The 24,614-nt window shown below is 73.3% G+C and carries 21 protein-coding genes; 8 read left to right on the top strand and 13 right to left on the bottom strand.

Translation table 11 applies throughout. The features are described 5' to 3' along the window. Nucleotides 1-16: 16 nt before the first annotated feature. Both BGK67_RS30315 and BGK67_RS30310 read right to left on the bottom strand, forming a co-directional pair. Nucleotides 17-439, bottom strand: a complete 423-nt coding sequence (locus BGK67_RS30315; RefSeq protein ID WP_069923065.1) for a DUF350 domain-containing protein — start codon at nucleotides 437-439, stop codon at nucleotides 17-19. 88 nt (nucleotides 440-527) lie between these two features. Next, entirely contained in the window at nucleotides 528-752 is a 225-nt protein-coding gene (locus BGK67_RS30310) for a hypothetical protein (protein ID WP_069923064.1), read from the bottom strand. A gap of 137 nt (nucleotides 753-889) precedes the next feature. Here BGK67_RS30310 and BGK67_RS30305 point away from each other — a divergent pair, with 137 nt between their 5' ends. Together BGK67_RS30305 and BGK67_RS30300 are read left to right on the top strand one after the other, a co-directional pair. Beyond that, nucleotides 890-2,803 carry an ABC transporter ATP-binding protein gene (locus BGK67_RS30305; protein ID WP_069923063.1) on the top strand — a complete coding sequence of 638 codons (1,914 nt, stop codon included), beginning with the start codon at nucleotides 890-892 and terminating at the stop codon, nucleotides 2,801-2,803. Between the two features lie 7 nt (nucleotides 2,804-2,810). Continuing rightward, complete coding sequence (locus tag BGK67_RS30300; protein ID WP_069923062.1) at nucleotides 2,811-3,188, top strand: VOC family protein; 378 nt, start codon at nucleotides 2,811-2,813, stop codon at nucleotides 3,186-3,188. A 105-nt stretch (nucleotides 3,189-3,293) separates the two neighbouring features. Here BGK67_RS30300 and BGK67_RS30295 read toward each other — a convergent pair whose 3' ends face one another. Together BGK67_RS30295 and BGK67_RS30290 are read right to left on the bottom strand one after the other, a co-directional pair. Beyond that, nucleotides 3,294-3,641 (bottom strand): hypothetical protein, encoded by a 348-nt coding sequence (locus BGK67_RS30295; RefSeq protein WP_069923061.1) that lies wholly within the window; start codon nucleotides 3,639-3,641, stop codon nucleotides 3,294-3,296. A gap of 99 nt (nucleotides 3,642-3,740) precedes the next feature. Beyond that, entirely contained in the window at nucleotides 3,741-4,457 is a 717-nt protein-coding gene (locus BGK67_RS30290; RefSeq protein ID WP_069923060.1) for a FadR/GntR family transcriptional regulator, read from the bottom strand. Nucleotides 4,458-4,591: 134 nt separating this feature from the next. Between BGK67_RS30290 and BGK67_RS30285 the strand changes: the two genes are divergently transcribed. Continuing rightward, entirely contained in the window at nucleotides 4,592-5,119 is a 528-nt protein-coding gene (locus tag BGK67_RS30285; protein WP_069923059.1) for a gluconokinase, read from the top strand. Nucleotides 5,120-5,154: 35 nt separating this feature from the next. Next, the gene (locus BGK67_RS30280; RefSeq protein WP_069923058.1) at nucleotides 5,155-6,552 is read left to right on the top strand and encodes a GntT/GntP/DsdX family permease; all 1,398 of its coding nucleotides are present in this window, start codon (nucleotides 5,155-5,157) and stop codon (nucleotides 6,550-6,552) included. A gap of 58 nt (nucleotides 6,553-6,610) precedes the next feature. Here BGK67_RS30280 and BGK67_RS30275 read toward each other — a convergent pair whose 3' ends face one another. The 3 genes from BGK67_RS30275 to BGK67_RS40810 all read right to left on the bottom strand — a co-directional run bounded on the left by BGK67_RS30275 (nucleotide 6,611) and on the right by BGK67_RS40810 (nucleotide 12,195). Then, nucleotides 6,611-7,597, bottom strand: a complete 987-nt coding sequence (locus tag BGK67_RS30275; protein WP_069923057.1) for a hypothetical protein — start codon at nucleotides 7,595-7,597, stop codon at nucleotides 6,611-6,613. A 102-nt stretch (nucleotides 7,598-7,699) separates the two neighbouring features. Further along, nucleotides 7,700-8,461, bottom strand: coding sequence for a serine hydrolase domain-containing protein (locus BGK67_RS30270; RefSeq protein WP_069923056.1), 762 nt, complete (start codon nucleotides 8,459-8,461; stop codon nucleotides 7,700-7,702). Between the two features lie 173 nt (nucleotides 8,462-8,634). After that, the gene (locus BGK67_RS40810; RefSeq protein ID WP_069923055.1) at nucleotides 8,635-12,195 is read right to left on the bottom strand and encodes a S8 family serine peptidase; all 3,561 of its coding nucleotides are present in this window, start codon (nucleotides 12,193-12,195) and stop codon (nucleotides 8,635-8,637) included. 177 nt (nucleotides 12,196-12,372) lie between these two features. On the opposite strand from BGK67_RS40810, the gene BGK67_RS30260 reads away from it, so the two are divergent. After that, nucleotides 12,373-13,872, top strand: a complete 1,500-nt coding sequence (locus tag BGK67_RS30260) for an MFS transporter (RefSeq protein ID WP_069923054.1) — start codon at nucleotides 12,373-12,375, stop codon at nucleotides 13,870-13,872. 145 nt (nucleotides 13,873-14,017) lie between these two features. Beyond that, nucleotides 14,018-15,667, top strand: a complete 1,650-nt coding sequence (locus BGK67_RS30255; RefSeq protein ID WP_069923053.1) for a GMC oxidoreductase — start codon at nucleotides 14,018-14,020, stop codon at nucleotides 15,665-15,667. Between the two features lie 61 nt (nucleotides 15,668-15,728). Here the strand turns inward: BGK67_RS30255 and BGK67_RS30250 are convergent, their stop codons facing one another. From BGK67_RS30250 to BGK67_RS30235, 5 genes are all read right to left on the bottom strand, one after another. After that, complete coding sequence (locus BGK67_RS30250; protein ID WP_069923052.1) at nucleotides 15,729-16,208, bottom strand: carboxymuconolactone decarboxylase family protein; 480 nt, start codon at nucleotides 16,206-16,208, stop codon at nucleotides 15,729-15,731. Next, nucleotides 16,205-17,287: an NAD(P)H-dependent amine dehydrogenase family protein gene (locus tag BGK67_RS30245; RefSeq protein ID WP_069923051.1), complete on the bottom strand. Its 1,083-nt coding sequence runs from the start codon at nucleotides 17,285-17,287 to the stop codon at nucleotides 16,205-16,207. Before BGK67_RS30245 ends, BGK67_RS30250 begins: the two co-directional genes overlap by 4 nt. Before the next feature lie 84 nt (nucleotides 17,288-17,371). Next, nucleotides 17,372-17,530, bottom strand: coding sequence for a DUF6126 family protein (locus BGK67_RS39135; protein ID WP_167739608.1), 159 nt, complete (start codon nucleotides 17,528-17,530; stop codon nucleotides 17,372-17,374). Nucleotides 17,531-17,546: 16 nt separating this feature from the next. Further along, complete coding sequence (locus tag BGK67_RS30240) at nucleotides 17,547-18,173, bottom strand: helix-turn-helix domain-containing protein (protein WP_069923050.1); 627 nt, start codon at nucleotides 18,171-18,173, stop codon at nucleotides 17,547-17,549. Nucleotides 18,174-18,254: 81 nt separating this feature from the next. Beyond that, on the bottom strand, nucleotides 18,255-19,790 hold the full coding sequence (locus tag BGK67_RS30235) for an ATP-dependent DNA ligase (RefSeq protein ID WP_069923049.1): 1,536 nt from the start codon (nucleotides 19,788-19,790) through the stop codon (nucleotides 18,255-18,257). A 162-nt stretch (nucleotides 19,791-19,952) separates the two neighbouring features. On the opposite strand from BGK67_RS30235, the gene BGK67_RS30230 reads away from it, so the two are divergent. Beyond that, on the top strand, nucleotides 19,953-22,682 hold the full coding sequence (locus BGK67_RS30230; RefSeq protein ID WP_069923048.1) for an alpha/beta fold hydrolase: 2,730 nt from the start codon (nucleotides 19,953-19,955) through the stop codon (nucleotides 22,680-22,682). After that, complete coding sequence (locus BGK67_RS30225) at nucleotides 22,679-23,542, top strand: ABC transporter permease (RefSeq protein ID WP_069923047.1); 864 nt, start codon at nucleotides 22,679-22,681, stop codon at nucleotides 23,540-23,542. Before BGK67_RS30230 ends, BGK67_RS30225 begins: the two co-directional genes overlap by 4 nt. Before the next feature lie 98 nt (nucleotides 23,543-23,640). Here BGK67_RS30225 and BGK67_RS30220 read toward each other — a convergent pair whose 3' ends face one another. Continuing rightward, nucleotides 23,641-24,591, bottom strand: coding sequence for an aldo/keto reductase (locus tag BGK67_RS30220; protein WP_069923046.1), 951 nt, complete (start codon nucleotides 24,589-24,591; stop codon nucleotides 23,641-23,643). Nucleotides 24,592-24,614: the final 23 nt, after the last annotated feature.

Raw genomic sequence — 24,614 nt, 5'->3', positions numbered from 1 at the left:
CTCGGTCGTGCGCATGTCAGGCGATCGAAGCCGCCACGATGGCGGCCACGGCCAGGTTGCAGGCCGAGGAGACCCAGACCGCCGGGTGGGGCTCCGGGTCGACCACGATGGCGCCGAGCTTGCCCGGGGTCACCACGTCGAGCACCAGGAAGGCCACCGCCATCAGGATCAGGCCGAGCAGGCCGAAGGCCGCGGTCGACAGCAGGCCCTTGCCGAAGTCGTCGTACGTCGTCCAGATCGAGGTGAAGACGATGCCGCCGATGCCGAGGAGCGCGGAGCTGAGGAAGAGGGCCGCGTTGCGGTTGCGCTCCTCCCAGATCTGCTTGGGGAGCTTCCCGGGCGTCAGCACGTCCACGAGGACGATGCCGAGGATCAGCAGCACGAGGCCGAGGGCGCCGTACGCGCTGGTGCGGCCAAGTCCGTTGATGATGTCGCTCATTGAGAAGCCTGTCTCCGCGTGGGTGGGAAATGATGTGCCGTGGGCTGGCCGAATCTATCGCACGGCCCTGTCGCGGACCATGGGGAGGTCAGGAATCGACAGAGGTCAGGGGCGCGCCGGCGGCCGAGGCGGAGGCCCTGACGGGGCTGGTGATGCGGTCGGAGGCGCACTGGGGATACCCGCCGAACACCCCGGCGGCCTGGGCCGGGGAACTGCGGATCCGACCCGCCGACGTGACGGCCCGCCGCATCGTGGTGGCATTGGTGTCGGTGGCGTGCTCGCCGAAGCGTGCGGACTCGGATCCCTGCGTCACGGACCGATGACGACACCGGGCACCGACAGCGGCCGCAGGACGTGAAATTCCGTCGCGCGAGGCGTAGTTGACCCGTGTCGGAGCGGACGGCGCGGATGCTTGACCTCGACTTCGGTTGAGGTCGTACCGTTCCGGCCATGGACATGGAAGTCACCGCCTGGACCTCGCTGCACAGTGCGATCAACGCCCAGCAGGACCGTCGCCCGGTATCCCGGGCGAGCCTGCGCCGGGTCGCCTCCTTCGCCCGCCCGCACCGCCGCGGGCTCATCCTCTTCCTGCTGCTCAGCGTTGTCACGGCGCTCCTCGCGGTGGCCACCCCGGTGCTCGCCAGCCGGATCGTCGGCGCCATCGTGGGCGGCCGCGACACCGGGACCGTGACCCGCCTCGCCCTGCTCATCGCGCTGATCGCGGTGGCCGAGGCGGGCCTGGGGCTGCTGACCCGCCGGCTCTCCGCCACCCTCGGCGAGGGGCTGATCCTCGATCTGCGGACGGCGGTCTTCGACCACGTGCAGCGGATGCCGGTCGCCTTCTTCACCCGGACCCGGACCGGGGCCCTGGTCAGCCGCCTCAACAACGATGTGATCGGCGCCCAGCGGGCGTTCGCCAACACCCTGTCCGGGGTGGTCGCCAACACCGTGACCCTGCTGCTGACCCTCGCCGTGATGCTGAGCATCTCCTGGCAGATCACTCTGCTGGCGCTCGTCCTGCTGCCCGTGTTCGTCCTGCCGGCCCGCCGCATGGGGGCGCGGATGGCGGCCATGCAGCGGGAGGCCGCGGCGCTGAACGCGGCGATGGGCACGCAGATGACCGAGCGCTTCTCCGCGCCCGGCGCGACGCTCGTCAAGCTGTTCGGACGGCCGGCCGACGAGTCCGCGGAGTTCGCGGCGCGGGCCGCGCGGGTGCGGGACATCGGGATCCGCACGGCGATGGCCCAGTCCGCCTTCATCACCGCCCTGACCCTGGTCTCGGCCCTGGCCCTGGCCCTCGTCTACGGGCTGGGCGGGTTCTACGCCCTGCGCGGGACCCTGGACGCGGGCTCCGTCGTGGCCCTCGCCCTGCTCCTGACCCGGCTGTACGCGCCGCTTACCGCGCTCGCCGGGGCCCGCGTCGAGGTGATGAGCGCGCTGGTGAGCTTCGAGCGGGTCTTCGAGATCCTCGACCTGAAGCCGCTCATCACGCAGAAGCCGGACGCCCGTACGGTGCCGGACGGGCCGGTGTCCGTGGAGTTCGACCGCGTCTCCTTCGCCTACCCGTCGCCCGACAAGGTCTCGCTCGCCTCCCTGGAGGAGGTCGCCACCCTCGACGCCCGGGGCGGCACGCCGGTCCTGCACGAGGTGTCGTTCCGCGCCGAACCCGGCCGGATGATCGCCCTGGTCGGCTCCTCCGGCGCCGGCAAGTCGACGATCGCGCAGCTGCTGCCCCGGCTGTACGACGCCGACGCGGGCGCGGTCCGCCTCGGCGGTGTCGACGTTCGGGACCTCACGGCCGACTCGATCCGCGAGACGCTCGGCATGGTCACCCAGGACGGGCACCTCTTCCACGAGTCGGTCCGGGCCAACCTGCTGCTGGCCCGGCCGGAAGCCGGCGAGGAGGAGATCTGGGAGGCCCTGCGCCGCTCCCGCCTGGACGGCCTCGTCGCCTCGCTGCCCGACGGGCTGGACACGGTCGTCGGGGAGCGCGGCTACCGCCTGTCCGGCGGCGAGCGGCAGCGGCTGACCATCGCGCGGCTGCTGCTGGCCCGTCAGCGCGTGGTGATCCTCGACGAAGCCACCGCCCACCTGGACTCCACCTCGGAGGCGGCGGTGCAGGAGGCGTTGGGCGAGGCCCTGGCGGGCCGGACCGCGGTGGTGATCGCGCACCGGCTGTCCACCGTGCAGGCGGCCGATCTGATCCTGGTGGTCGAGGACGGCCGGATCGTGGAACGCGGCACGCACACCGAACTCCTGGCGGTGGGCGGGCGGTACGAGGAGCTGTACCGCACGCAGTTCGCGACGTCGGACACGCCCGCGGACGTGGCGCCGGACGGCGCGAAGACCGTCTCTGGAGCATGATGCCGGTATGGATATCAAACTCGAACTGGTCGCCGTGCCCGTCACCGATGTCGACCGGGCCAAGGCCTTCTACGAGAAGATCGGCTTCCACGCCGACCACGACCACACCGTCAGCGAGGACGTCCGCTTCGTACAGCTGACCCCGCCCGGCTCGGCCTGTTCGATCGCGATCGGCACGGGGCTGACCCGGATGACCCCGGGATCCCTGGACAACATGCAGGTCGTCGTCGCCGACATCGAGGAGGCGTACGAGGACCTGCGCGGCCGGGGTGTCGAGGTGACGGAGATCCAGGACCTGCCGTGGGGTTCCTTCGTCTACTTCTCCGACCCCGACGGAAACGGCTGGGCGGTCCAGCAGACGACTCCGCGCAAGACCGCGGAGTAGGTCGGAACGGGGACCGCGGAGCCGTGGATCCCGGGTCCTCGGTCGCCCTGCCCGCCGCGACGACGCGGGCAGGGGTCCGACCCGGCGCGGGGGTGGGGGCGCGGGTCAGCTCTCCACGGTGACGGCGTGGTGGTCGAGTTCCCACGCGTGGTGCTTGAACTCGTGGCGGAAGTCGGCGTGGTCCTCCCACTGGCGGGCGATCCCGCGCAGCACGTCCCAGTTGTGCTCCACCGACTGGTCGATGACGCGCCGCATGGCCGCGTCGGCCGACTCCCGCTGCGCGATGAGGCCCTTGATGGCGGAGGCTTCGAGCACGGCGTTGCGCAGCGCGCGCAGGGCGCGGGAGGTGTCGTCCATCCCGAAGCCGTACTCGCTGCCCGTCTGCGCGTCGAACAGCGGGGTGAGCCGCGCCTCGATGAATGCGGTGATCCGCTCGAAGTGCTGCACGTCCATCGGGGGCTCCCTTGATCCTGCCGGGCCGTCACACCGGCCCGGCGTCTCCATTGCCTTGCTGCTCGGCGCCATTATCGCCGGACGGCCGCCGGCGGCCCCCTACGGGGCGAGTACGTCCAGCTCCTCGAGGGCGCCGACGGCGATCTGGCGGGTCAGGGCCTCGGCACGCGCCGCGTCGCCCTCCCGGACCGCCTCGGCCACCCGCACGTGCAGGGTGACGGCCGCCGGATCGGGATCGTGGAACATCACCGCGTGCTCGGTGCGGCCGGTCAGCACCTCGGCGACGACATCGCCGAGGCGGGCGAACATCTCGTTGCCGGAGGCGTTCAGCACGACGCGGTGGAAGGCGATGTCGTGGCGCAGGTAGCCCTCGAGCTGGTGGCCGCGCGAGGTGCGGACCATGCCGAGGGCGGCTTCGGTCAGCTCGGCGCACTGCTCGGGCGTGGCCCGGGCCGCCGCGAGCCCCGCCGCGACCGGCTCGATCGCGGAACGCAGGACGGTGAGGGAGCGCAGCTGCCGGGGCCGGTCGGTGCCGGCCAGCCGCCAGCGGATGACCCGCGGGTCGTAGACGTTCCATTCCTCGGCGGGACGGACGGTGACCCCGACCCGCCGTCGGGACTCGACCAGGCTCATCGACTCCAGGACCCGGACGACCTCGCGCACGACCGTGCGGGAGGCGTCGAAGCGCTCGGCGATCTCGTCCGTGCGCAGCACGCTGCCGGGCGGGTACTCCCCGGCCGTGATCGCGAGCCCGAGGGTGTCCAGCACGCGGGAGTGGAGTCCCTGTCCCGGTCCAGGACTGCCTTCGGTGGTCATGGCGTAAGCGTACGGTGACGGCCCGGCCAACAAAAGGTGCGATGTTTTACCGACCACCCCTTGAATAAGTACTACTTAATAGGCTTCAGTGGTGCCCGCACGGACCGGCGTCGACGAGGACAGCGAGGTACGACGTGAGCACCCAGCGCGTCATTGTGGTGATGGGCGTGGCAGGCACGGGCAAGACGACCGTGGGCCGGCTGCTCGCGGAGGCCCTGGCGCTTCCGTACGCGGAGGGCGACGCGTTCCACCCCGCGGCCAACGTCGCGAAGATGTCGGCCGGCACCCCGCTGGACGACGCCGACCGGTGGCCCTGGCTCGACGCCCTCGGGGACTGGATGCGCGACCGGGCCGGACTCGGCGGGGGCGGAGGCGTGGTCGCGGCCTCGTCGCTCAAGCGCTCCTACCGCGACCGGCTGCGCGCCGCCGCACCCGGGGCGGTCTTCGTCCATCTGACCGGTGAACGTCCGCTGATCGAGCGGCGGATGGCGGCCCGCACGGGCCACTTCATGCCCGCCGCCCTGCTGGATTCGCAGTTCGCCACCCTGGAGCCCCTCCAGGAGGACGAGGCCGGCCTCGTCGTCGACGTGTCCGGCTCGTCCGAAGAGATCACCGAACGGGCGCTGGCCGCCCTGCGCCGGCTCCGCACACCCGAGAACTGACGAACCACCCGAGAACGAACGAAGGAAACGTCACCGTGACCGGTCTCAGCGTCGAGACACTGGCGGCGGCAGGCACCGGGCCGATCACCTCGGCCGGGAACACCCAGCTGGGCATCGCCGTGCTCGCGGGCATCGCCGTCATCGTCCTGCTCATCACCCGCCTCAAGCTGCACGCCTTCCTGGCGCTGACGGTCGGCTCGCTCGCCCTCGGGGTGTTCGCGGGCGCGCCGCTGGGCAAGACGATCACCAGCTTCACCGCCGGACTCGGTTCGACGGTCGCGGGCGTGGGCGTGCTCATCGCCCTCGGCGCGATCCTCGGCAGACTGCTGGCGGACTCGGGCGGCGCGGACGAGATCGTCGACACGATCCTGGCCAGGGCCAAGGGCCGGGCCATGCCGTGGGCCATGGTCCTGATCGCCTCGGTGATCGGGCTGCCGCTCTTCTTCGAGGTCGGCATCGTGCTGCTGATCCCGGTGGTGCTGCTGGTGGCCAAGCGGGGCGACTACTCCCTGATGCGGATCGGCATCCCGGCGCTGGCCGGCCTGTCCGTGATGCACGGGCTGATCCCGCCGCACCCCGGCCCCCTCGTCGCCATCGACGCGCTCCACGCGGACCTGGGCGTCACCCTCGCCCTCGGCGTGCTCGTGGCGATACCGACCGTGATCATCGCCGGGCCGCTGTTCTCCCGGTACGCGGCGCGGTGGGTGGACATCCCAGCGCCGGAGCACCTGATTGCGCAGCGGCCCTCGGCGGATCCGGAGCACCGCCCGCGGATCGGGGCGACCGTCTTCACCGTGCTGCTGCCCGTGGCGCTGATGCTGGTCAAGGCCCTGGTCGACATCGTGGTCAACGACCCGGCCAACCCGGTGCAGCGCGTCACCGACGTCGCGGGCTCCCCGCTGATCGCCCTGCTCGCGGCGGTGCTGGTGGGCATGTTCACCCTCGGCCGGGCCGCCGGGTTCACCCGGGAGCGGCTGTCCACCACGGTCGAGAAGTCGCTGGCTCCGATCGCCGGCATCCTGCTGATCGTCGGCGCGGGCGGCGGCTTCAAGCAGACGCTGATCGACGTGGGCGTGGGCCAGATGATCCTGGACCTGTCGCAGAACTGGGCCGTCCCGACCCTTCTGCTGGCCTGGCTGATCGCCGTGGCCATCCGCCTCGCCACCGGGTCCGCGACGGTGGCGACGATCTCGGCGGCCGGCCTGGTGGCCCCGCTCGCGGCGGGCATGTCCACCACCGGGACCGCCCTGCTGGTGCTGGCCATCGGGGCGGGCTCGCTGTTCTTCAGCCATGTCAACGACGCCGGGTTCTGGCTGGTCAAGGAGTACTTCGGGATGACCGTCGGACAGACCCTGAAGACCTGGTCGGTGATGGAGACCATCATCTCGGTGGTCGGCCTGGGCTTCGTCCTGCTGCTGTCCCTCGTGCTGTAGCCGCCGCGCCGTACCCCGGCGGTTGCACCGGCCCACGCGGCCCCGGCGGCCCGGCGGTTCAGCCCGGCGGGCGCTCCTCGCCGAGCTGGGCCGCCGCCAGCGCGAAGCCGTTCGCCGCGGTGGCGCAGCGGCCGGCGAGGGTGGCGACCTCGGCCCGCAGGGCGTCGTCGTACGGGACCCGCCAGGCGGGTGCGGCCGTCGCCCTGCGCAGCCGCACCGCGTGGGAGCGGAGCGCGGCGGCGTGGCCGCGCAGGCTGCCGGGCCGGCTCGGGTGCCGGTACGGGTCCGGTCCCAGCGGCGGGACCGCCCTCAGCCGTCGGGGCGCCGGCCCCGGCGGCTCCGCCGTGTCCCCCGCGGCCTCCCCGTCCGGGGCGCGACCGGCGGGCAGACCGCGCCCGCGGTCGCAGAACGCCCGGAAGGCCGCGCCCAGTCCGAGGAGCGGCGCGGCGGGCACGGCCCGGCCGGTGGCGACCTGCCAGCCCGCGTGGTCGTTGAACGGGTTGGCGTCGGTCAGGGCGTGCCAGGCCAGGATGTCGGCGAAGGCGGGAGCCAGCAGCGCGAAGGCGTGTTCGGCGCCCCGGTCGCGCAGGAGCTTGCGGAAGAGGCGCACGGCCTCGGCCTGGCGCCCCCGCGCGACGGCTCCGAGGACCGCGGCGGCGCCGGGGTCCCGCAGGAGGTCGGGGCGGCGGGAGTGCGCGGCGCGGATCCGGGCCCTGAGCCCGCAGACGGCGACACTGACGGCGAGGCTCTCACGGCCCGTCAGCGCCCCCGCCAGCCGCCCGGCCCGCGCCGCCACGCCCCGGCCGCGCGGCGCCCAGCCGAGGCCCGCCGGATCGCTGAGGGTGCGCAGCAGCGTGCGCCAGCCGTGTCTGCGCGGGCCGCTCCGGGTGAGGGCCGTGGCGGGCAGACGGGCGCCGAGGGCCAGCCCGGAGGCGTAGCCGGCGGCTTCACCGACCGCGTCGGCGGCCTCGGCGAGTTCGCGGCAGAGGTCGTCGAGCAGGTCGACATCCGTGGCGTCGAGCGCGGAGGTCACGGCGTCGGGCATGGGCTCCTCGCGTGGTCGGCGGCGGTGACATCGGCTTCACCGTACGTCGCTCCCGCGCACCCCGCGCTCCGAGCGCCGGCCACCGGACCGGGGCGACAGGGCCTAGGGCAGGGCGAAGGCCGCGTCGCGGAAGGCCGGGCGCAGCAGGGGGGTGTGCCGTCCGGGCGGAAGGGTGGGCAGGAGCAGTGCCCAGCGGTGGCGGCCCGGGCAGACCCACAGGGCCGGGCCGGTGGCCGACGGCGCGGGATGGGTCCAGACGCCGTGCGGGGCAGGGTGCCACAGGAGGCCGCGGGCGGGGGTCAGTTCACCGGTGCGGATGCGCAGGGATTCGGCCGTCCAGGCGCGGGTGATGCCCGTCGGGCCGTCCGTGCCCGCGGGGTCCGCGGGGTCCGCGGGGTCCGCCAGGTGGCTCAGGAAGCGGACGAGGTCGCCGAGCGGCGCGTGGAGGACGCCGTCGTCGTACCCGGTGCGGGTCATGCCCAGGGGGTGCCAGACGCGGGGCGCGGCCAGTTCGGCGAGCGGGCTGCCCGCGAGGTGCTCGGCGAGACGGGTGAGGGCGGCGGTCCCGTCGGCGTGGGTGAGCAGGTGGTGGGCGGTGGTGCCGGCGGGGGTCCCGGCGGCGGCCTCGTCCCCGTAGGCGGCGAGCGGGGTGTGCAGCCGGAGCGCGCCCTCCTCGACGAGGGTGCCGAGGGCGGGCCAGAGGGCGAGGACCGCGGCGAGGGAGCCGAGGTCGAGGACCTTGCCGTCGCAGACGTGCGAGGCCGCGTGGGCGCCGCCCGGACCGCCGACGGCCCAGACCGCCCCGGGGTCGGCGGAGCCCACGAGGGCCCGGATGTCATCGGCCTGGTCGCTCAGGAGCGTCATGGTCGTTCAGGCTAGCGAGCCGGGTGCCGCTTCCCCGGCGCGGCGCGGCTTCCCCGGCGCGTCGGTGCGGGTCCGGGGCCCGTCCGCCCGCATGCTCCCCTCCCCCGGGCGACGGCCGCACGCGCCGCGGAGGGCGGGGCGCCCGGGAGCGCCCCGCCCGGCGGGTGGTGCGGTCAGCCCTGGTCGGGTCGGTCGGTCACCCGGAGGCTGTTGAGCAGGGGCTTGCCGAATCCGCTGTGGGTGACGAAGCGGATGTTGAGCACCCCGTCCGTCACCTTGACGGTGTACGTACGGGTCAGGGCCGTGTAGCTGCCCGCCTCCAGGGCGATGTCCAGGGAGGGCAGGACCTGCTGCCCCTCGGCCAGGACGTCGAAGACGCGCTTGTCGGGCCGGGTGGAGGAGAGCTCGGCGAAGCCCAGCTCCACCGTGTAGGTCCCGTTGGGCACGTTGTCGAAGCGGTACTCGTACATGCCCTCCCGTGCGTTGCGGAACAGCCGCTGGTCCTGTGTACCGGCGATGGTGCGGCTGGTGCTGCGGGCGGAGCTGCTGCCCTGGTAGCCGTAGGAGCCCGCCGTGTACTTGCGGTCCGGGGACCAGGCGTCGCCCAGGACGTCCGTGCTCGCGGAGTCGGAGCCCGCGTCCAGCGCGGCCTGGTAGCGCGGCACGACGACCTTGACCGGGACGGTCAGGACCGGGGTCCGGCCGCTGGCCGAGGCGATCTTCAGGTCCGCGGTCAGGACCGTCCCCGGGGTCAGCCCGGTCGTGTCCACCGCGAGGGTGAGCGGGGCCTTCCCGCCCGTCGGGAGGTTCCCGGTCCCGGGCGTGGCCGTCAGCCAGGCCGCGTCCTCGGTCACCGTGAAGGCCGTGCCGAGGCCCGGGTTGGTGAGGTCCAGGGTGCGGGTCCGCCGCTGGTTCGCCTGGGCGACCACCTCCACGGCGGGCCGGGACGCGGTCACCCGGCCGGTGCGCAGCGACTGCGTCACCGTGGTGACGTCGGCCGCCTTGACCTCGACGGTCGCCTGCGCGGACTCGTAGTGCGGCGCGGAGAGGGCGACGGCCCGTGAGCCGGACGGGCTCTGGACCACGTAGCCGCCGTCCGCCGCCGTGGTGGCGGAGACGGCCGAGTCGCCGGTGCCGACGGTCACGGTGGCGCCGGCGACGCCGTTGCCGTCGTTGGCGTCGAGCACCCGGCCGGCCACCACACCGCTCTTGGTGGTGCGGAAGGCGATGCCGAGGCCGTCCGTGATGACCGGGGTGTTGAAGGAGTACTTGAAGGCGTCGGTGCCGGTGGCGTTCTCCACGCCGACGGTGGCCGTGGAGCCGGCCTTGATGCCGGTGCCGCCGGTGCCCTTGTAGGCGTAGGAGACGCTGCCGTCCTCCCCGATGGAGGCCGAGAAGGAGAACTTGTCGGCCTGCGCCGACCAGTGGGACACCTCGCGCCACTCGATCACGTAACTGCGGTGCGGGGCGGTGCCGGTGACGGCGGTGAAGACGCCGGATCCGCTGCCCGCCGCGCCGACGACCAGGTCGTCCCAGAAGGGGTAGAGGGCGGCGTTCGGGGTGGCCGTGCTCGGCAGGTCGCCGTTGATGTCGGCGGTGTTGTTGCCGCCGAAGCTGACGGTGCCGTTGGTCCCGATCCAGGCCTGCCCGTACGTCTTGCCGTACAGCGGCAGCGGGAAGGGCAGGTCGACGCGCTCGGTGGTGTTGTCGCCGGTCAGGGCGAGCTGCCGGCTGCCCGCGGGGTAGGGGCGGTCGTTCGTGGCGGCGCAGGCGTAGCCGTAGGTGTCCGTGCGTTCGGGCAGGTTCACCGTGACGGTGGTGTCGCCCGCGACGGTGGCCGGGGCGGAGCCGCCGTTGACGCAGCGGGACGGGTGGGTGGCCCGCACGTCGTAGGTGCCGTGCGGCAGGGTGACCTCGAAGCGGCCCTGGGCGTCGGTGGTCGCGGTCACGGGGGTGTCCGCGATGGTGACGGAGGCGCCCGCCGCGGGTCCGGAGGCGGCGGTGACCGTGCCGGTGAGCTTGCCGGAGGCGGCCTGGACGAGGGTGAAGTCGCCGGTGGCCGTGGCGTTCTCGGTGACCGTGGCGGTGGCGGTCTGCGGTCCGTAGCCGAACTTGGCGGCGGTCAGGCTGTAGTCGCCGACCGAGAGGGCGGTGAACCGGTAGGTGCCGTCGGCGGCGGTGGTGGTCGTACGGTCGATCGGTCCGTCGGCGGTGACCGTGGCGCCGGCGACCGGCGCGCCGCCGGAGCGGACGGTGCCGGCGAGCGCGCCGATCGCGCCGCGCGGGGCGGCGTTCAGGGCGGCGAGCGCGTCGAGCTTGCCTTCGCCGAAGACGTTGTTGTCGGCGGCGGTGCCGCCGCACTGGGCGCTGTCGGCGTCCTGGGCGGTGCCGTCGAGCAGTGCCTCGGTCTGCGCGATGTCGCCTTCGAGGGCGGGGGCGGCGGACCAGAGCAGGGCGACGGTGGCCGCGGTGTGCGGCGAGGCCATGGAGGTGCCGGAGAAGGCCTCGTACGCGCCGCCGGGGACGGAGGAGCGCACGTTCACGCCGGGGGCGGCGATGTTGGGTTTGATCAGGCCGCCGGGGCCGGCGCCGCGCGAGGAGAACGACGCGATCGTGTTGTTGATGTCGAAGGCGCCGGAGCTGTAGGAGCTCGCGTAGTCGCCGGGTGAGCCGCTGGTGGAGCAGCCGGGTCCGGAGTTGCCGTTGGAGAAGGCCGGGAAGATGCCGGCGGCCCGCCAGGTGTCGACGATCTCCTGGTACCAGGTGTCGCCGCCCGGGCCTCCCCAGGAGTTGTTGACGACGTGCGGGGCGAGGTCGGGCCGCGGGTTCTGGCCGCTCGCGTCGGTCGGGGCGACGATCCACTGGCCGGAGGCGAGCAGGGAGGCCTCGGAGCAGGAGTTGGACTCGCAGCCCTTGGCGGCGATCCACTGGGCGCCCGGGGCGACACCGATCTTGTTGGCGCCGCCGTCGTCGCCGACCATCGTGCCCATGGTGTGGGTGCCGTGGTCGTTGTTGTCGCAGGGCGCGGCCGCGGCGCAGACCCCGGCGGGGTCGAACCAGTTGTAGGCGTGGGTGTAGGTGCCGTCCGCGTTCTTGCCGCGGTACCGGCCGTTCACGGCGGGGTGGGTGTAGTCCACCCCGCTGTCGATGTTGGCGACGACGATGCCCTCGCCGCGTACTCCGGCCTGCTCCCAGACCTGGGGGGCCTTGATGCGGTCGATGTTCCACTCGACGGCGTCGGCGAGGGCCTGCTCCCGCTTGCCCTCGGCGGGCTTGGGCAGCTCGACCTTGTCGTCGGCGGCGATGCGGGACACCTCGGGGCGCTGTGCGAGGGCGCCGGCGAGCTTGTCGGTGCCGACGACGCGGACGGCGTTCACGATCCAGTAAGAGGTGTACTCGGCCTTGGCGCCTTCGAGGGCCTTGACCACGTCGGCCTGGCTGCGCGCGGCGTGCTCCTTCTTGCTCCGGAGCACGGTCTCGGCCTTGGCGGCGCGGGTCTGCTGCCTGCGCGCGGCGGTGAGGTCGGCGGCGCTGTCGAGGTAGACCCAGAAGACGGCCTTGTCGGAGCCGTCTAGCTGGGCGCGGAGCTTGGGTTCGATCTTGCGTTCGGCCGCGCCGGGGGCGGGGCCCGGGTCCGGGGCGGCCGCGGCCATGCCCGCGCCGAGGGGGAGGAGCAGGATCGCGGTGAGGGCGGCGAGCGCCGCGCGTAAGGGACGCCGGTTGCGTTGGGCCACGTGTTGTCTCCTCGTACGCCGTGTGCAGGTTGTGCGGGAAGAGGGTGCGTGATGTGCGTGATGTGCGCGGGTCATGGTGAAACAACGGCATGTCCATTACAAGAGGGCCTATTGAGCCGCGTCCGCACCCGGCCCCGCCCGGTGGCCCCCGGTGTCCGCCAGGGCCAGCCTTGACTCATGACCACACCCGCCCCGCCGGCCGGCCCCGGCGTCCGCCTGGCGTCCGCGCAGGGCCGCTGGATCCTGCTCACCACGGTGCTCGGGTCGGGCATGGCCATGCTCGACTCGACGGTGGTCAACGTCGCCCTCCCCCGGATCGGACAGGATCTCGACGCGGATCTCGCCGTGCTCCAGTGGACGGTGAACGCCTACCTGCTGACCCTGGCCGGGCTGATCCTGGTCGGCGGGGCGCTCGGCGACCGCTTCGGGCGCCGGCGGATCTTCGTCCTCGGCGTGGTGTGGTTCGCGGTGGGCTCGCTGCTGTGCGGCCTCGCGCCGAACGCCGGGGTGCTGGTGGCCGCCCGGGCCCTGCAGGGCGTCGGCGGCGCCCTGCTGACCCCCGGCTCGCTCGCCCTGATCCAGGGCTCGATCCGGGCCGAGGACCGGGGCCGTGCGGTCGGCCTGTGGTCGGGCCTGGGCGGGGTCGGAGCGGCCGTGGGGCCGTTCCTTGGCGGCTGGCTCGTGGACGGGCCGGGCTGGCGGTGGGTGTTCCTGCTGAACGTTCCGCTGGCCGCGCTGTGCGTCCCGGTGGCCCTGCGGCACGTGCCGGAATCCCGCGATCCCCAGGCGCACGGGCGGTTCGACGTGGCCGGGGCGCTGCTGGGCGCCGCCTCCCTCGCGCTGATCACCTACGCGCTGATCGAAGCCCGCACCGCCGGCGTGCCGGTGATCGCCGCGGCGGTGGCCGGCGTGCTGCTGGCCGGGGTGTTCGTGTACGTGGAGCGGCGGCGGGCCGATCCGATGGTGCCGCCGGAGATCTTCGCCTCTCGGCAGTTCACCGCCGTCAACCTGGTCACGCTGTGCGTGTACGCGGCGTTCGGCGGCTTCTTCTTCCTCGTCGTGCTCCAGCTTCAGGTGGTGTCGGGGTACTCCGCGCTGGCGGCCGGGGCCGCGCTGCTGCCCACGACCGCCCTGATGCTGCTGCTGTCCGCCCGCTCCGGGGAGATCGGGGAACGGATCGGGCCCCGCATCCCCCTCACCGTCGGACCGCTGATGTGCGCGGCCGGGACGATGCTGATGCTGCGGGTCGGTCCGGACGCCTCGTACGCGGCCGACGTGCTGCCCGCGATGCTGGTGATGGGCGCGGGCATGGTGACCCTGGTGGCCCCGCTCACCGCGACCGTGCTGGCCTCGGTGGACCCGGGCCGGGCGGGGCTGGCGAGCGGCATCAACAATGCCGCGGCGCGGGCGGCCGGACTGCTCGCGGTGGCCGCGCTGCCGCTGCTGGCCGGCATGGGGCCGGAGGCGTACCGCTCGGCCGACCAGTTCGACGCGGCCTTCGGGCGGGCCATGCCCTGGTGCGCCGGATGGCTGGTGGCCGGTGCGGCCGTTGCCTGGGCGACCGTACGGACCCCCGAGCCAGGGTCGGCGCACCCGCAATGCCGCACCCAGTGCGCGGTGGACGCTCCACCGCTCGAACCGCCGCGGCGGACGGAGTCGGACTCCCGCCCGACTTGACGTCGGTCCCAGGTTCGGCGCCGCGGCCGCGGATTCCGTGACACAGCCGGCCTGAAGTTGCCAAGTTACCCCGAGGTATCTAGTGACTTCACACGCGCCTAGCAGTAGAACTCGTTCTCATTCAGCCGAGAGTGAGGAACGTCACATGAGTGACAACGGCGTGTCCAGAGACGGCTCCAACGGATTCTCCCGTCGCGGATTCCTTGCAGGAACAGGTTCTATTTTGGGGGCCGTGGCCCTCTCTGCACAAGTCACTTCCGCCCATGCGGCGCAGACCGCCACCACCACGGCCGCCGCGATCGACGACGGAGCGCGCGTCCCGGTCCTGATCATCGGCACCGGATACGGCGGATCCGTCGCCGCCCTGCGCCTGGCCCAGGCCGGTGTCGACGTCCACATGGTCGAGATGGGCATGGCCTGGGACACCCCGGGCACCGACGGCAAGATCTTCGCCCACACCACCAAGCCCGACTACCGCTCCTACTGGCTGCGCACCAGGACCAAGGCGCCGCTCAGCAACTTCCTCGGATTCCCGATCGACAAGAACGTCCCCAAGTACACGGGCATCCTCGACGCCGAGGAGATGGGCGGCATCACCGTCTACCAGGGGCGCGGAGTCGGCGGCGGCTCGCTCGTCAACGGCGGCATGGCCGTCACCCCCAAGCGGGCGAACTTCGGTTCCGTCCTGCCGTCGGTGAACGCCGACGAGATGTACAACACCTACTACCCCCGCGCCAACGCGGGGCTCGGGGTGGGCCTCGTCGACCCGGCCTGGTTCGACACCGTCGCCTGCTACCAGTACGCCCGCGTCGGCCGCAAGCACGCCCAGCGCTCCGGATTCCCCTTCGTCTTCGTCCCGGACGTGTACGACTGGGACTACATGAAGCAGGAGGCGGCCGGCACCGTCCCCAAATCCGCCGTGGACGGGGAGATCCTCTACGGCAACAACCACGGCAAGAAGTCCCTCCAGCAGACCTACATCGCGGCCGCCAAGGCCACCGGCAAAGTCTCCATCTCCCCCCTGCACCAGGTCACCTCGGTCGCCCCCGCGTCCGGCGGCGGCTACACCGTCACCATCAACCAGCTGACCACCGACGGCACCGTCACGGCCACCAAGACCGTGACTTCCGACCGGGTGTTCTTCGCGGCCGGCAGCGTCGGCACCAGCAAGCTCCTCGTTTGGCTGAAGGCCACCGGCGTCCTGCCGAACCTGAACGACGAGATCGGCAAGGGCTGGGGCGAGAACGGCAACGTCATGTGCGGCCGCGCCAACCACATGTGGGACCCGACCGGCAAGGTGCAGGCCGCCATCCCCTGCGCCGGCATCGACAACTGGGACGCGGGCGGCGCGTTCGCCGAGGTGGCCCCGCTCCCGACCGGGATCGAGACCTACGCCTCCTTCTACCTGTCGATCACCAAGAACCCCCACCGCGCCCAGTTCTCCTGGAACGCGGCGGCGGGCAAGGTCGAACTCAACTGGCAGACGGCCTGGAAGCAGCCGTCCATCGACATGGCCAAGACCATCTTCGACAAGATCAACTCGAAGGAGGGGACGATCTACCGGACCGACCTCTTCGGCACCAACAAGATCTGGGGCGACCACCTCACCTACCACCCGCTCGGTGGCGCGGTACTGAACAGGGCGACCGACAACTACGGCCGCCTGCACGGCTACACCGGCCTGTACGTGATCGACGGCGCGCTGATCCCCGGCAACACCACCGTCAACCCGTTCGTCACCATCACGGCACTCGCCGAACGGAACATCGAGAAGATCATCGCCACCGACCTGTAGCGAGGTCCGCACGCACCACAGCCGGGGCCGGCCGGACGAACCGAACGGCCCCGGACCCATGTCAGTGGCCCGGCAGCACGCAGACGCTGTCGAGGCCGAGCACGTGGTTGAGCCGGCCGAAGACCAGCCAGGACCCGATGCTCATCGTCAGCTCCACGATCTCGAGCTGGGTGTAGTGCTGCTTCATCCGGTCCCAGAACTCGTCGTCGAGCCCGTGGTGGTCCAGGGTGAAGCGCTCGGCGTACTCCGCCGACATCCGGGTGCGTTCGTCGAACCGGTCCGTGGTGCGCCACTCGGTGACGGCGTCGGCGAACTCCTCCTCGACCTTCTCCCCCTTCAGCTCGGTGCGCCAGTCCAGGCAGAAGACGCAGCCGTTGATCTGCGCGACCCGCAGCCGGGCCGCCTCGAACTCGCGCAGCCCCAGGGTGGTGTGGGAGTACACGGCCAGCGAGAAGTTGGCGGCGGCCATGCCGATGCCGGGGACGAGGTCGCCCCACACGTACTCGATGGGGTGCTGGCCTTCGGGAATGTCGATCCTCATGACTGCTTCCTTCCGAGTTTGCCGATGGCGGGGCGCAGCGGGACGTCGAGGGCGTCGTACAGCCCGGGTTCCGCCTCCGTGAGCCAGTCGATGGCGCCCACCAGGCGCCCGACGGCGGTGGCGTTGCCGCCCGCCGAGCGGTTCTCCCCCTCGTCGGTGGCCTCGATGGTGACCTCGATGCGCGGACGGCCCTCGATGACGACCCGGTGGGCGCCGTCGCCGCCGCCCGGCGGGGTGGGCCAGTCCGGGGCGCACGAGGCGTGGATGCGGGTGACGTGCTCGATGACGATGCGGGGTTCGCCCTCGACGATGCCCTGCACCTCGAAGCGGATGGCTCCCTGGGTGCCGGCCTCGAAGGCGCCCATCGTCCGGGTGGTGACGGCGGTGTCGAGGGCGCGCCGGTCCACCGTCTCGCGGATCTCGTCCAGTTCCACGCCGAGGGCCCGGGCCATCATGCGTATCTGCCCGCCCCACACCATGCTCGGGATCGAGGGCATGAGCATCATCGGCTCGTAGTCCATGGGCTGGCCCATGCCGACGAGGTAGCGGACGGAGTCGGGCTGGTCGTAGGTGGAGTAGTCGAAGATCTCCTGGCAGCGGATCGCGTCGATCGTCGTGCCGAGGCCGCTGAGCAGGAGCGGGAGCACGTCGTTGCCCCAGCCGGGGTCGACGCCGGAGGCGAAGAGCGAGCCGCCGCCCTCCGCGATGGCGGCCAGCACCGGATCGCGGAACTCCGGCGGTGCGCCGCGGTGGTCGTACAGCGGGTACAGCGCGGGGCTGACGACGACCGCGCCGGAGCGGATCGCCCGGGTGATGTCGGCGAGGGCGCCGTCGGGCCGGACGTCGCCGGACGCGGCGTACACCACGGCCCGGGGCCGGGCGGCCAGGACGGCTTCGATGTCGTCGGTGGCCTCGACCCCCAACAGGTGGTCGAGTTCGCCGAGTTCACCCGCGTCGCGGCCGACCTTGGCTGGATTGTGGACGATGACGGCGGAGAGCTTCAGCGCGGGATGGGCCTCGACGGCGCGGATGGCCAAACGGCCGACGTTGCCGGTACCCCAGACAACCGTGGAAATCATGCGCGGAGGGTAGCCACAGGACCTGGACCTTTCCATAGTCGTGCGGCCGCAGTCGTGCGGCCCCGGGACGCGCGCCCGCCGGCGTCACTGGTTCTCGGCACCCAGGACGAAGAGGAGGTAGACGAAGAAGGCGAAGAGGTGGCCCACGAACAAGTAGGCGATCAGCCGGATCACCAGGCCGCGCGGGAACTTGCTCTCGATGCGCGCCCGCACGGTGGTGGCGGGCTCCTGTCCCTCTGACATGGGTACGGCTCCTCGGCTATCGGTGGTGTGTGGTGGTGGTGGCGCCGCCCAGGCACAGCCCGGCGAGGCTGCTCTGCAGCAGGGTGTGGACGAACAGCAGGTCGGCGCCGCCGGGGTCGGCCCCCGCGATCCGGTGCGGGGTCAGCGAGTCGAAGTGCGCGCTGTCCCCGGGGTCCAGGAGGTGCTCGGCCTCCCCCAGGTGCAGCCGCAGCCGGCCGCCCAGGACGTACAGCCACTCCTCGCCGGGATGTACGCGGACCAGCTCGCCCGGGCCTCGGCCGTACGGGACGTGCACGCGCAGGGCCTGCATCCCGCGTCCGGAGCCGCCCGCCTGCCAGTAGGTCCAGCCGTCGGCCTCGCGGGCGCCCGGACCGCCGGCCCGTACGATGGGGTCGGCGACGGCCGGGGTCTCGCCGAGCAGTTCGGAGACCGTCGTACCGTAGGTGCGGGCCAGTGCGAGCAGCAGCGGCAGCGAGGGCTGGCGCCGGCCGGTCTCCAGGCGGGACAGGTGGGCGGGCGAGAGCCTGGCCCGCGCGGCGGCGGCTTCCAGGGTGAGGCCGGCGCGGCGGCGCAGGTCGCGCAGTTGCGGGGCCACGGCGGGCAGCTCGTCGCCCGCTTCCTCGGGGGCAGGACCGGGGTTCATGCCCCCGATTGAGCCAGAGACTTGCCTGTGTGGCAATCCGTCTTGCCTCTGAGGCAAAACCCCTCGTCCGGGCGGGCGTGATCAGCCGGCGTTGGCGCCCGCGAGGACCGTCTCCACCGTGTCGGCCTGCTCAGCGGTCTTGTCCGGGCGGTGCCTGAGCACCCGCGCGAAGCGCAGCGCGACCCCGGCCGGGTAGCGGGAGGAGCGCTGCAGGCCGTCGTAGGCGATCTCCACCACGAGTTCGGGCCGCACGCGCACGGTGAAGCCGTCGTCCGAGGTCGCGAGCGCGCCCAGCGCCCGGGTCTGCCAGCGCAGCATCTCGTCCGTGAGCCCCTTGAAGGTCTTGCCGAGCATGGCGTAGCCGCCGTCGGCGGCCCGGGCGCCCAGGTGCAGGTTGGACAGCAGCCCCGTGCGCCGCCCGTGGCCCCATTCGGCGGCGAGGACGACCAGGTCCAGGGTGTGCACCGGTTTCACCTTGAGCCAGTTCTTGCCGCGCCGGCCCGCCGCGTAGGCGGAGCCGAGGCTCTTGACCACCACTCCCTCGTGGCCGCGGCGCAGGGTCTCGGCCGAGAACTCTTCCGCGTCGGCGCCCTGCGCCGCCGGATCCTCGACCACGAGGCGCCGGACCCGGGCGCTCTCGGGCACCAGGGCGGCGAGGGCCCCGTACCGCTCGCGGACCGGGAGGTCGAGCAGGACGTCCGACCCGGCGGCCAGAACGTCGAAGAAGTACGCGGCCACCGGGAGCGTCCGCCGGGCGGCCTCGACGTCGATGCGGGAGCCGACCCGGCTCGCGATCTCCTGGAAGGGGACCGGGCGGCCGTCCGCGGTCCGGCCGATGACCTCGCCGTCGAGGATGAAGCGCTCCCCCGGCAGTGACCGGGCCAGCTCGGCGACTTCCGGCAACCGGTCGGTGATCTCGTCGAGGGAGCGCGTGTACACCCGTACCTCGTCGCCCTCCCGGTGGACCTGGACCCGGATCCCGTCAAGCTTCTCCTCCACCGCGCAGGGCCCGAGCGCGGCCAGCGCCTCGCCGACGGACTTCGCGGTGCCCGCCAGCATGGGCTGCACGGGCTGTCCGACCCGCAGGGTGAAGCCGCCGAGCGCCGCCGCGCCCCCGGACAGCACCGCCGCCGCGACCCGGGGCAGCGAGCCGTCCAGCATCACCGCCCGGCGCAGCTCCGCGGCCGGCACCCCGGCCGCCGCGGCGACGCCTTCCAGGGCCACCGCGTCGAGCGCGCCCTGGCGCACCTCCCCGGACAGCAGGCTGCGCAGGAACCGCTGCTCGGCTTCGGTGGCCGCGCCCAGCAGGCTCTCCAGGACCCGGCGGCGCCCCGCCTGCGATCCCGCGCCGACGACGGCGGCCAGCTCGGTGACCGCGTCGTCCACGGCCCGGACGGTCAGGGTGGGCTCGTGCGCGGGCGGCACGTCCTGTCCGAGGGCGCGCCAGCCGATGCCCGGCCGGCCCTGCGGGAGGCGCCCGGCGAGGTAGGAGATCACCAGCGCCGCCTCCTCCGGGGGCGCGGCGGCGAACAGCTCCGCGAGCAGGGCGGTCTTCCGGGACCGGGCGGAGGTCTCGGCGACCTCCCCGGACACGCGCGCGACGTCGGCCAGCAGCATGCGGCCATCCTGCCGTCCGGACGCGCGCCCCGCAGGTCGGGATCCGGCCACCGCGCATACCGCGGGCGCGGTACGCGGGGCGGGCGCCGTACTCCTGCGGAAGGGGGGGACATCCCCCTGGGGACGCTCGGGCGGGGCACGGCGGGCGTCTAGGGTTTCCCTATGAAGCTCCGACTGCCCAGGCGCCGCCGGGTCCGCCTGCTCGCCGGCGCCGCCGCGCTCGCCGTCGTCGCGGGAGCCGGTGCGTGGACCGCCGCGGCCGCGGCCGGCGACTCGCCGGCCGTACACCGCGAGGACCGCGTGGTGGACATGCCCGGCGCCGCGATCGACACCTCCTACTTCACGGCGGACGACGGCTCCGGCGACGGCCCGGACGAGGGGAGGAAACGTCCCGCCGTGCTCCTCGGCCACGGTTTCGGCGGCAGCAAGGAGGACGTGCGCGCCCACGCGGAGCAGCTGGCCCGGGACGGGTACGCCGTCCTGACCTGGTCGGCGCGCGGCTTCGGCCGCTCCGGCGGCCGGATCGGGCTCAACGACCCCGAGTACGAGGTCAAGGACGTGTCCCGGCTCATCGACTGGCTCGCCACCCGGCCCGAGGTACGGCTCGACGCGGAGGGCGACCCGCGCGTCGGCATGGCCGGGGCCTCCTACGGCGGGGCGGTCGCGCTGCTCGCCGCCGGGTACGACCGGCGGGTGGACGCCGTCGCCCCCCAGATCACCTACTGGAACCTGGCCGACTCCCTCTTCCCTAACGGCGTCTTCAAGAAGCTCTGGGCCGGGCTGTTCTTCACCACCGGCTCCGCGGGCGGCATGCAGCCCGGGCAGCCGGGTGCGCAGGCGCCCGATCCGCTCGCCGCCCCCGGCTGCGGGCGCTTCCAGCCCGAGCTGTGCGCCATGTACGAGCGGGTCGCGGTGGCCGGGAAGCCCGATCCCGAGGCCAGGGCGCTGCTGGAGCAGCGCAGCCCGTCGGCAGTCGGCGCCCGGATCAAGGTGCCGGCGCTCATCGTGCAGGGGCAGGACGACTCCCTTTTCCCGCTGGACCAGGCCGACGCCATGGCCAAGGCCGTCGCGGCGAACGGCGCGCCCGTCTCCGTGGACTGGGCGGCGGGCGGACACGACGGCGGCACGCGCGAGGCCGACCGGTTGGCTGAGCGGACCACGGCCTGGTTCGACCGCTACCTCAAGGACGAGGAGGGCGCCGACACCGGGCCGGCCTTCCGCGTCTCGCGTTCCGGCGGCATCGACTCGACCGACGGCCAGGTGCAGCTGCGCGGCGCGAGCGGCGAACGGTACCCGGGGCTGGCCTCGGACCCGAAGGAGTTCGCGCTGGCCGGAAGCGAGCAGAGCTTCGCCAATCCGGCCGGCGGCGCCCCTCCCGCCCTGTCCTCGCTGCCGGGCATCGGCGGACAGCTCGCCTCCTTCGGAGCCGGCCTCTCGCTGGACTTCCCGGGGCAGAACGCCCGGTTCGATTCAAAGCCGCTGGCCGAGGAGCTGCGGATCACCGGGGCGCCGACCATCACCCTGAAGGTGAGGTCGACGGCCGCGGACGGTTCGGCCGTGCTCTTCGGCAAGGTGTACGACGTGGGCCCGGACGGCCGGCAGCAGGTGCTGCCGAGCCAACTCGTGGCCCCGGTCCGGGTGGAGAACGCGCAGCAGGGGACCACGGTCGAACTGCGGCTCCCGGCGATCGACCACGCCGTCGAGGCCGGGCACCGGTTGCGGCTGGTGGTCGCCGCGACCGACCTGGGTTACGCGAGCCCAGCCGCGCCGGCCACCTACACGGTCTCGGCGCAGGGCCCGCTGGCCGTGCCCGTCGCCGGGGAGGTACGCACCGCCACGCCCGGACTGCCCGCCTGGACCTGGGGGCTGCCCCTGGGCGCCGCGGCGCTGGCCGCGGCGCTGCTCGGGATCCGCCGGAGCGGCCGGGCGGGGGCCGGGCCGGGGGGCCGGGGAGCGCGGCCCGACCCCGCGCTGGCCGACGTACCGCTGGAGATCACCGGCCTGACGAAGCGGTACGCGAAGGCGGAGGACCGGTACGCGGTCCGCGACCTGTCGTTCCGGGTGGAGAAGGGGCAGGTGCTGGGGCTGCTCGGGCCCAACGGGGCCGGGAAGACCACCACCCTGCGGATGCTGATGGGGCTGATCTCGCCGGACGCCGGGGAGATCCGGGTGTTCGGGCACGCGGTGCGGGCCGGTGCGCCGGTGCTGTCGCGGGTCGGGGCCTTCGTGGAGGGCGCGGGCTTCCTGCCGCACCTGACGGGCCGCGCGAACCTGGAGCTGTACTGGCAGGCCACCGGCCGCCCGGCCGAGGACGCCCACCTGGCGGAGGCCCTGGAGATCGCCGGGCTCGGCGACGCGCTGGAGCGTGCGGTGCGCACGTACTCGCAGGGCATGCGCCAGCGCCTCGCGATCGCCCAGGCCATGCTAGGGATGCCGGACCTGCTGATCCTCGACGAGCCGACGAACGGCCTGGACCCGCCGCAGATCCGGGAGATGCGGGACGTGATGATCCGCTACGCGGCGGGCGGGCGGACGGTCATCGTCTCCAGCCACCTGCTGTCCGAGGTGGAGCAGTCCTGTACGCACCTGGTGGTCATGGACCGCGGCAGGCTGGTGCAGGCGGGCCAGGTCTCGGAGATCACCGGCGGCGGGCACACCCTGCTGGTGTCGCTGGCGGGGCCGGTGGACGACATGGCCGTCGAGAAGGTGGCCGCGCTGGAGGGAGTGGGTTCCGTGGTGGCCGCCGACGACGGGCTCCTCGTACGGCTCGAAGGCGCGACGGCCGCCGGCCTGATCGCCGAACTCGTCCGGCTGGAGGTGCCGGTGAGCGGAGTGGGGCCGCACCGGCGGCTGGAGGACGCGTTCCTCACCCTGATCGGAGGTTCGGCGTGAGCGCCGTACAGGAGGTGGCCCCGGGCTATCAGGCCGGCCGGACGCTGCCGCTGCGCGTGGAGGCGCTGCGGCAGTGGCGGCGGCGGCGGACGCTGGTGATGTTCGGGGTGCTCGCCGCGCTGCCGTTCATCATGCTCATCGCCTTCGCGGTGGGCGGCGGGCCGGACGGCCCCGAGGGGGGCAACGGCCGGATCACGCTCATCGACACGGCGACGGCCTCGGGCGCGAACTTCGCGGCGACCTGCCTGTTCGTCTCGGCGGGCTTCCTGCTGGTGGTGCCGGTGGCGCTGTTCTGCGGGGACACGGTGGCCTCGGAGGCGAGCTGGTCCTCGCTGCGCTATCTGCTGGCCTCGCCGGTGCCGCGGTCGCGGCTGCTGTGGAGCAAGCTCGTGGTGGCGCTCGGCTTCAGCCTCGCGGCGATGGTGCTGCTGCCGGTCGTGGCGCTGGCGGCGGGCACGGCCGCGTACGGGTGGGGGCCGTTGAAGATCCCGACGGGCGGGGCGCTGGCCGCCGGGGACACCGTGCCGCGGCTCGCGCTGGCGGTCGCTTTCGTCTTCGTGTCGCAGCTGGTGACGGCGGGGCTCGCGTTCTGGCTGTCCACCCGGACGGACGCGCCGCTGGGCGCGGTGGGCGGTGCGGTCGGGCTGACGATCGTCGGGAACGTGCTGGACGCGGTCACGGCGCTCGGGTCCTGGCGCGAGTTCCTGCCGGCGCACTGGCAGTTCGCGTGGGCGGACGCCTTGCAGCCGCAGCTGGAGTGGGGCGGGATGGTCAAGGGGACGGCGGTGTCGGTGTCGTACGCCCTGGTGCTCTTCGCCCTCGCCTTCCGGGGGTTCTCCCGCAAGGACATCACGTCCTAGCGGGAGACCCCCCGGGCCCCCGCCGGCCAGGGCAGTAGGCGTACGGGTGAGCCGTCGAGGAACGCCGTTGTGTCCTCGACGGCTTCGCCTTGCCCGCGTCAGGCCGGGACGCCCGGCGCCACCGCGTCGATCTCGGCCAGCAGTGCGGGGTCCAGCGGGCGGTCGGCCACGGCCGCGTTGGCGCGCACCTGTTCGGGAGAGGTGGCTCCGGCGATGACGGAGGCGCAGCCGGGCTGGGCGCAGAGCCAGCCGATGGCGAGTTCGAGGACGGTGCGGTCGTGCTTCTCGGCGAGGGCGGCCAGGGCTTCGACCACGTCGAGCCGCTCGTCGGTGAGGTAGGCGTCCCGGCCTTCCAGGCGGGAACCGGCCGGGACGGGTGCGCCCCGGCGGATCTTGCCGGTGAGGAGGCCGTTGGCGAGGGGGAAGTACGGGAGGACGCCGACGCCGTAGTGCCGGGCCGCCGGGACGAGCTCGCGCTCGGCCGAACGCTCCAGCAGGGACCACTCGTTCTGCGCGGACACGAAGGGCACCGAGCCGGTCTCGCGGGCGGCGTGGGCGGCTTCGGCGAGCTGCCAGCCGGTGAGGTTGGAGTGCCCGATGTAGCGGATCTTGCCCTCGGCGACGAGCTCGGTGAGCGCGGCGAGGGTCTCGGCGATCGGGGTGGCCGGGTCGGGGCTGTGCAGCTGGTACAGGTCGATGTGGTCGGTGCGCAGGCGGCGCAGGGACTCTTCGAGGGCCCGCCGGATGTAGGCGCGGCCGCCGCGGGAACCGGCGGCGGGCCCGTACTTCATGTCCGTGCCCGCGTACCCGAACTTGGTGGCGAGGACGACCTGGTCCCGGCGGCCCTTGAGGGCCTGCCCGAGGTGGTTCTCGGAGCCGCCGAGGCCGCCGTAGATGTCGGCGGTGTCGAGGAGGGTGATGCCCGCGTCGAGTGCGGCGTCGATGACGGCGCGGGTGGCCTGGGCGTCGAGGCGGCGGCCGAAGTTGTTGCAGCCGAGCCCGACGGCGGAGACCTGAAGACCCGAACTGCCCAGGGAGAGATAGCGCATGCGATTCGTGCCTCCGCACTCGT

Origin of the sequence: Streptomyces subrutilus, assembly GCF_001746425.1 — a bacterium.
Classification (GTDB): domain Bacteria; phylum Actinomycetota; class Actinomycetes; order Streptomycetales; family Streptomycetaceae; genus Streptomyces; species Streptomyces subrutilus_A.
The sequence above is the reverse complement of the archived record's forward strand: the minus strand, read 5'-3'. Positions and strand labels throughout refer to the sequence as shown.

Excerpts from the sequence above, each read along its gene's own strand:
- BGK67_RS30315 (WP_069923065.1), bottom strand. The coding sequence starts at position 439 with ATGAGCGACATCATCAACGGACTTGGCCGCACCAGCGCGTACGGCGCC.
- BGK67_RS30305 (WP_069923063.1), top strand. The coding sequence starts at position 890 with ATGGACATGGAAGTCACCGCCTGGACCTCGCTGCACAGTGCGATCAAC.
- BGK67_RS30300 (WP_069923062.1), top strand. The coding sequence starts at position 2,811 with ATGGATATCAAACTCGAACTGGTCGCCGTGCCCGTCACCGATGTCGAC.
- BGK67_RS30295 (WP_069923061.1), bottom strand. The coding sequence starts at position 3,641 with ATGGACGTGCAGCACTTCGAGCGGATCACCGCATTCATCGAGGCGCGG.
- BGK67_RS30290 (WP_069923060.1), bottom strand. The coding sequence starts at position 4,457 with ATGACCACCGAAGGCAGTCCTGGACCGGGACAGGGACTCCACTCCCGC.
- BGK67_RS30275 (WP_069923057.1), bottom strand. The coding sequence starts at position 7,597 with ATGCCCGACGCCGTGACCTCCGCGCTCGACGCCACGGATGTCGACCTG.
- BGK67_RS30270 (WP_069923056.1), bottom strand. The coding sequence starts at position 8,461 with ATGACGCTCCTGAGCGACCAGGCCGATGACATCCGGGCCCTCGTGGGC.
- BGK67_RS30260 (WP_069923054.1), top strand. The coding sequence starts at position 12,373 with ATGACCACACCCGCCCCGCCGGCCGGCCCCGGCGTCCGCCTGGCGTCC.
- BGK67_RS30255 (WP_069923053.1), top strand. The coding sequence starts at position 14,018 with ATGAGTGACAACGGCGTGTCCAGAGACGGCTCCAACGGATTCTCCCGT.
- BGK67_RS30250 (WP_069923052.1), bottom strand. The coding sequence starts at position 16,208 with ATGAGGATCGACATTCCCGAAGGCCAGCACCCCATCGAGTACGTGTGG.
- BGK67_RS30245 (WP_069923051.1), bottom strand. The coding sequence starts at position 17,287 with ATGATTTCCACGGTTGTCTGGGGTACCGGCAACGTCGGCCGTTTGGCC.
- BGK67_RS39135 (WP_167739608.1), bottom strand. The coding sequence starts at position 17,530 with ATGTCAGAGGGACAGGAGCCCGCCACCACCGTGCGGGCGCGCATCGAG.
- BGK67_RS30240 (WP_069923050.1), bottom strand. The coding sequence starts at position 18,173 with ATGAACCCCGGTCCTGCCCCCGAGGAAGCGGGCGACGAGCTGCCCGCC.
- BGK67_RS30235 (WP_069923049.1), bottom strand. The coding sequence starts at position 19,790 with ATGCTGCTGGCCGACGTCGCGCGCGTGTCCGGGGAGGTCGCCGAGACC.
- BGK67_RS30230 (WP_069923048.1), top strand. The coding sequence starts at position 19,953 with ATGAAGCTCCGACTGCCCAGGCGCCGCCGGGTCCGCCTGCTCGCCGGC.
- BGK67_RS30220 (WP_069923046.1), bottom strand. The coding sequence starts at position 24,591 with ATGCGCTATCTCTCCCTGGGCAGTTCGGGTCTTCAGGTCTCCGCCGTC.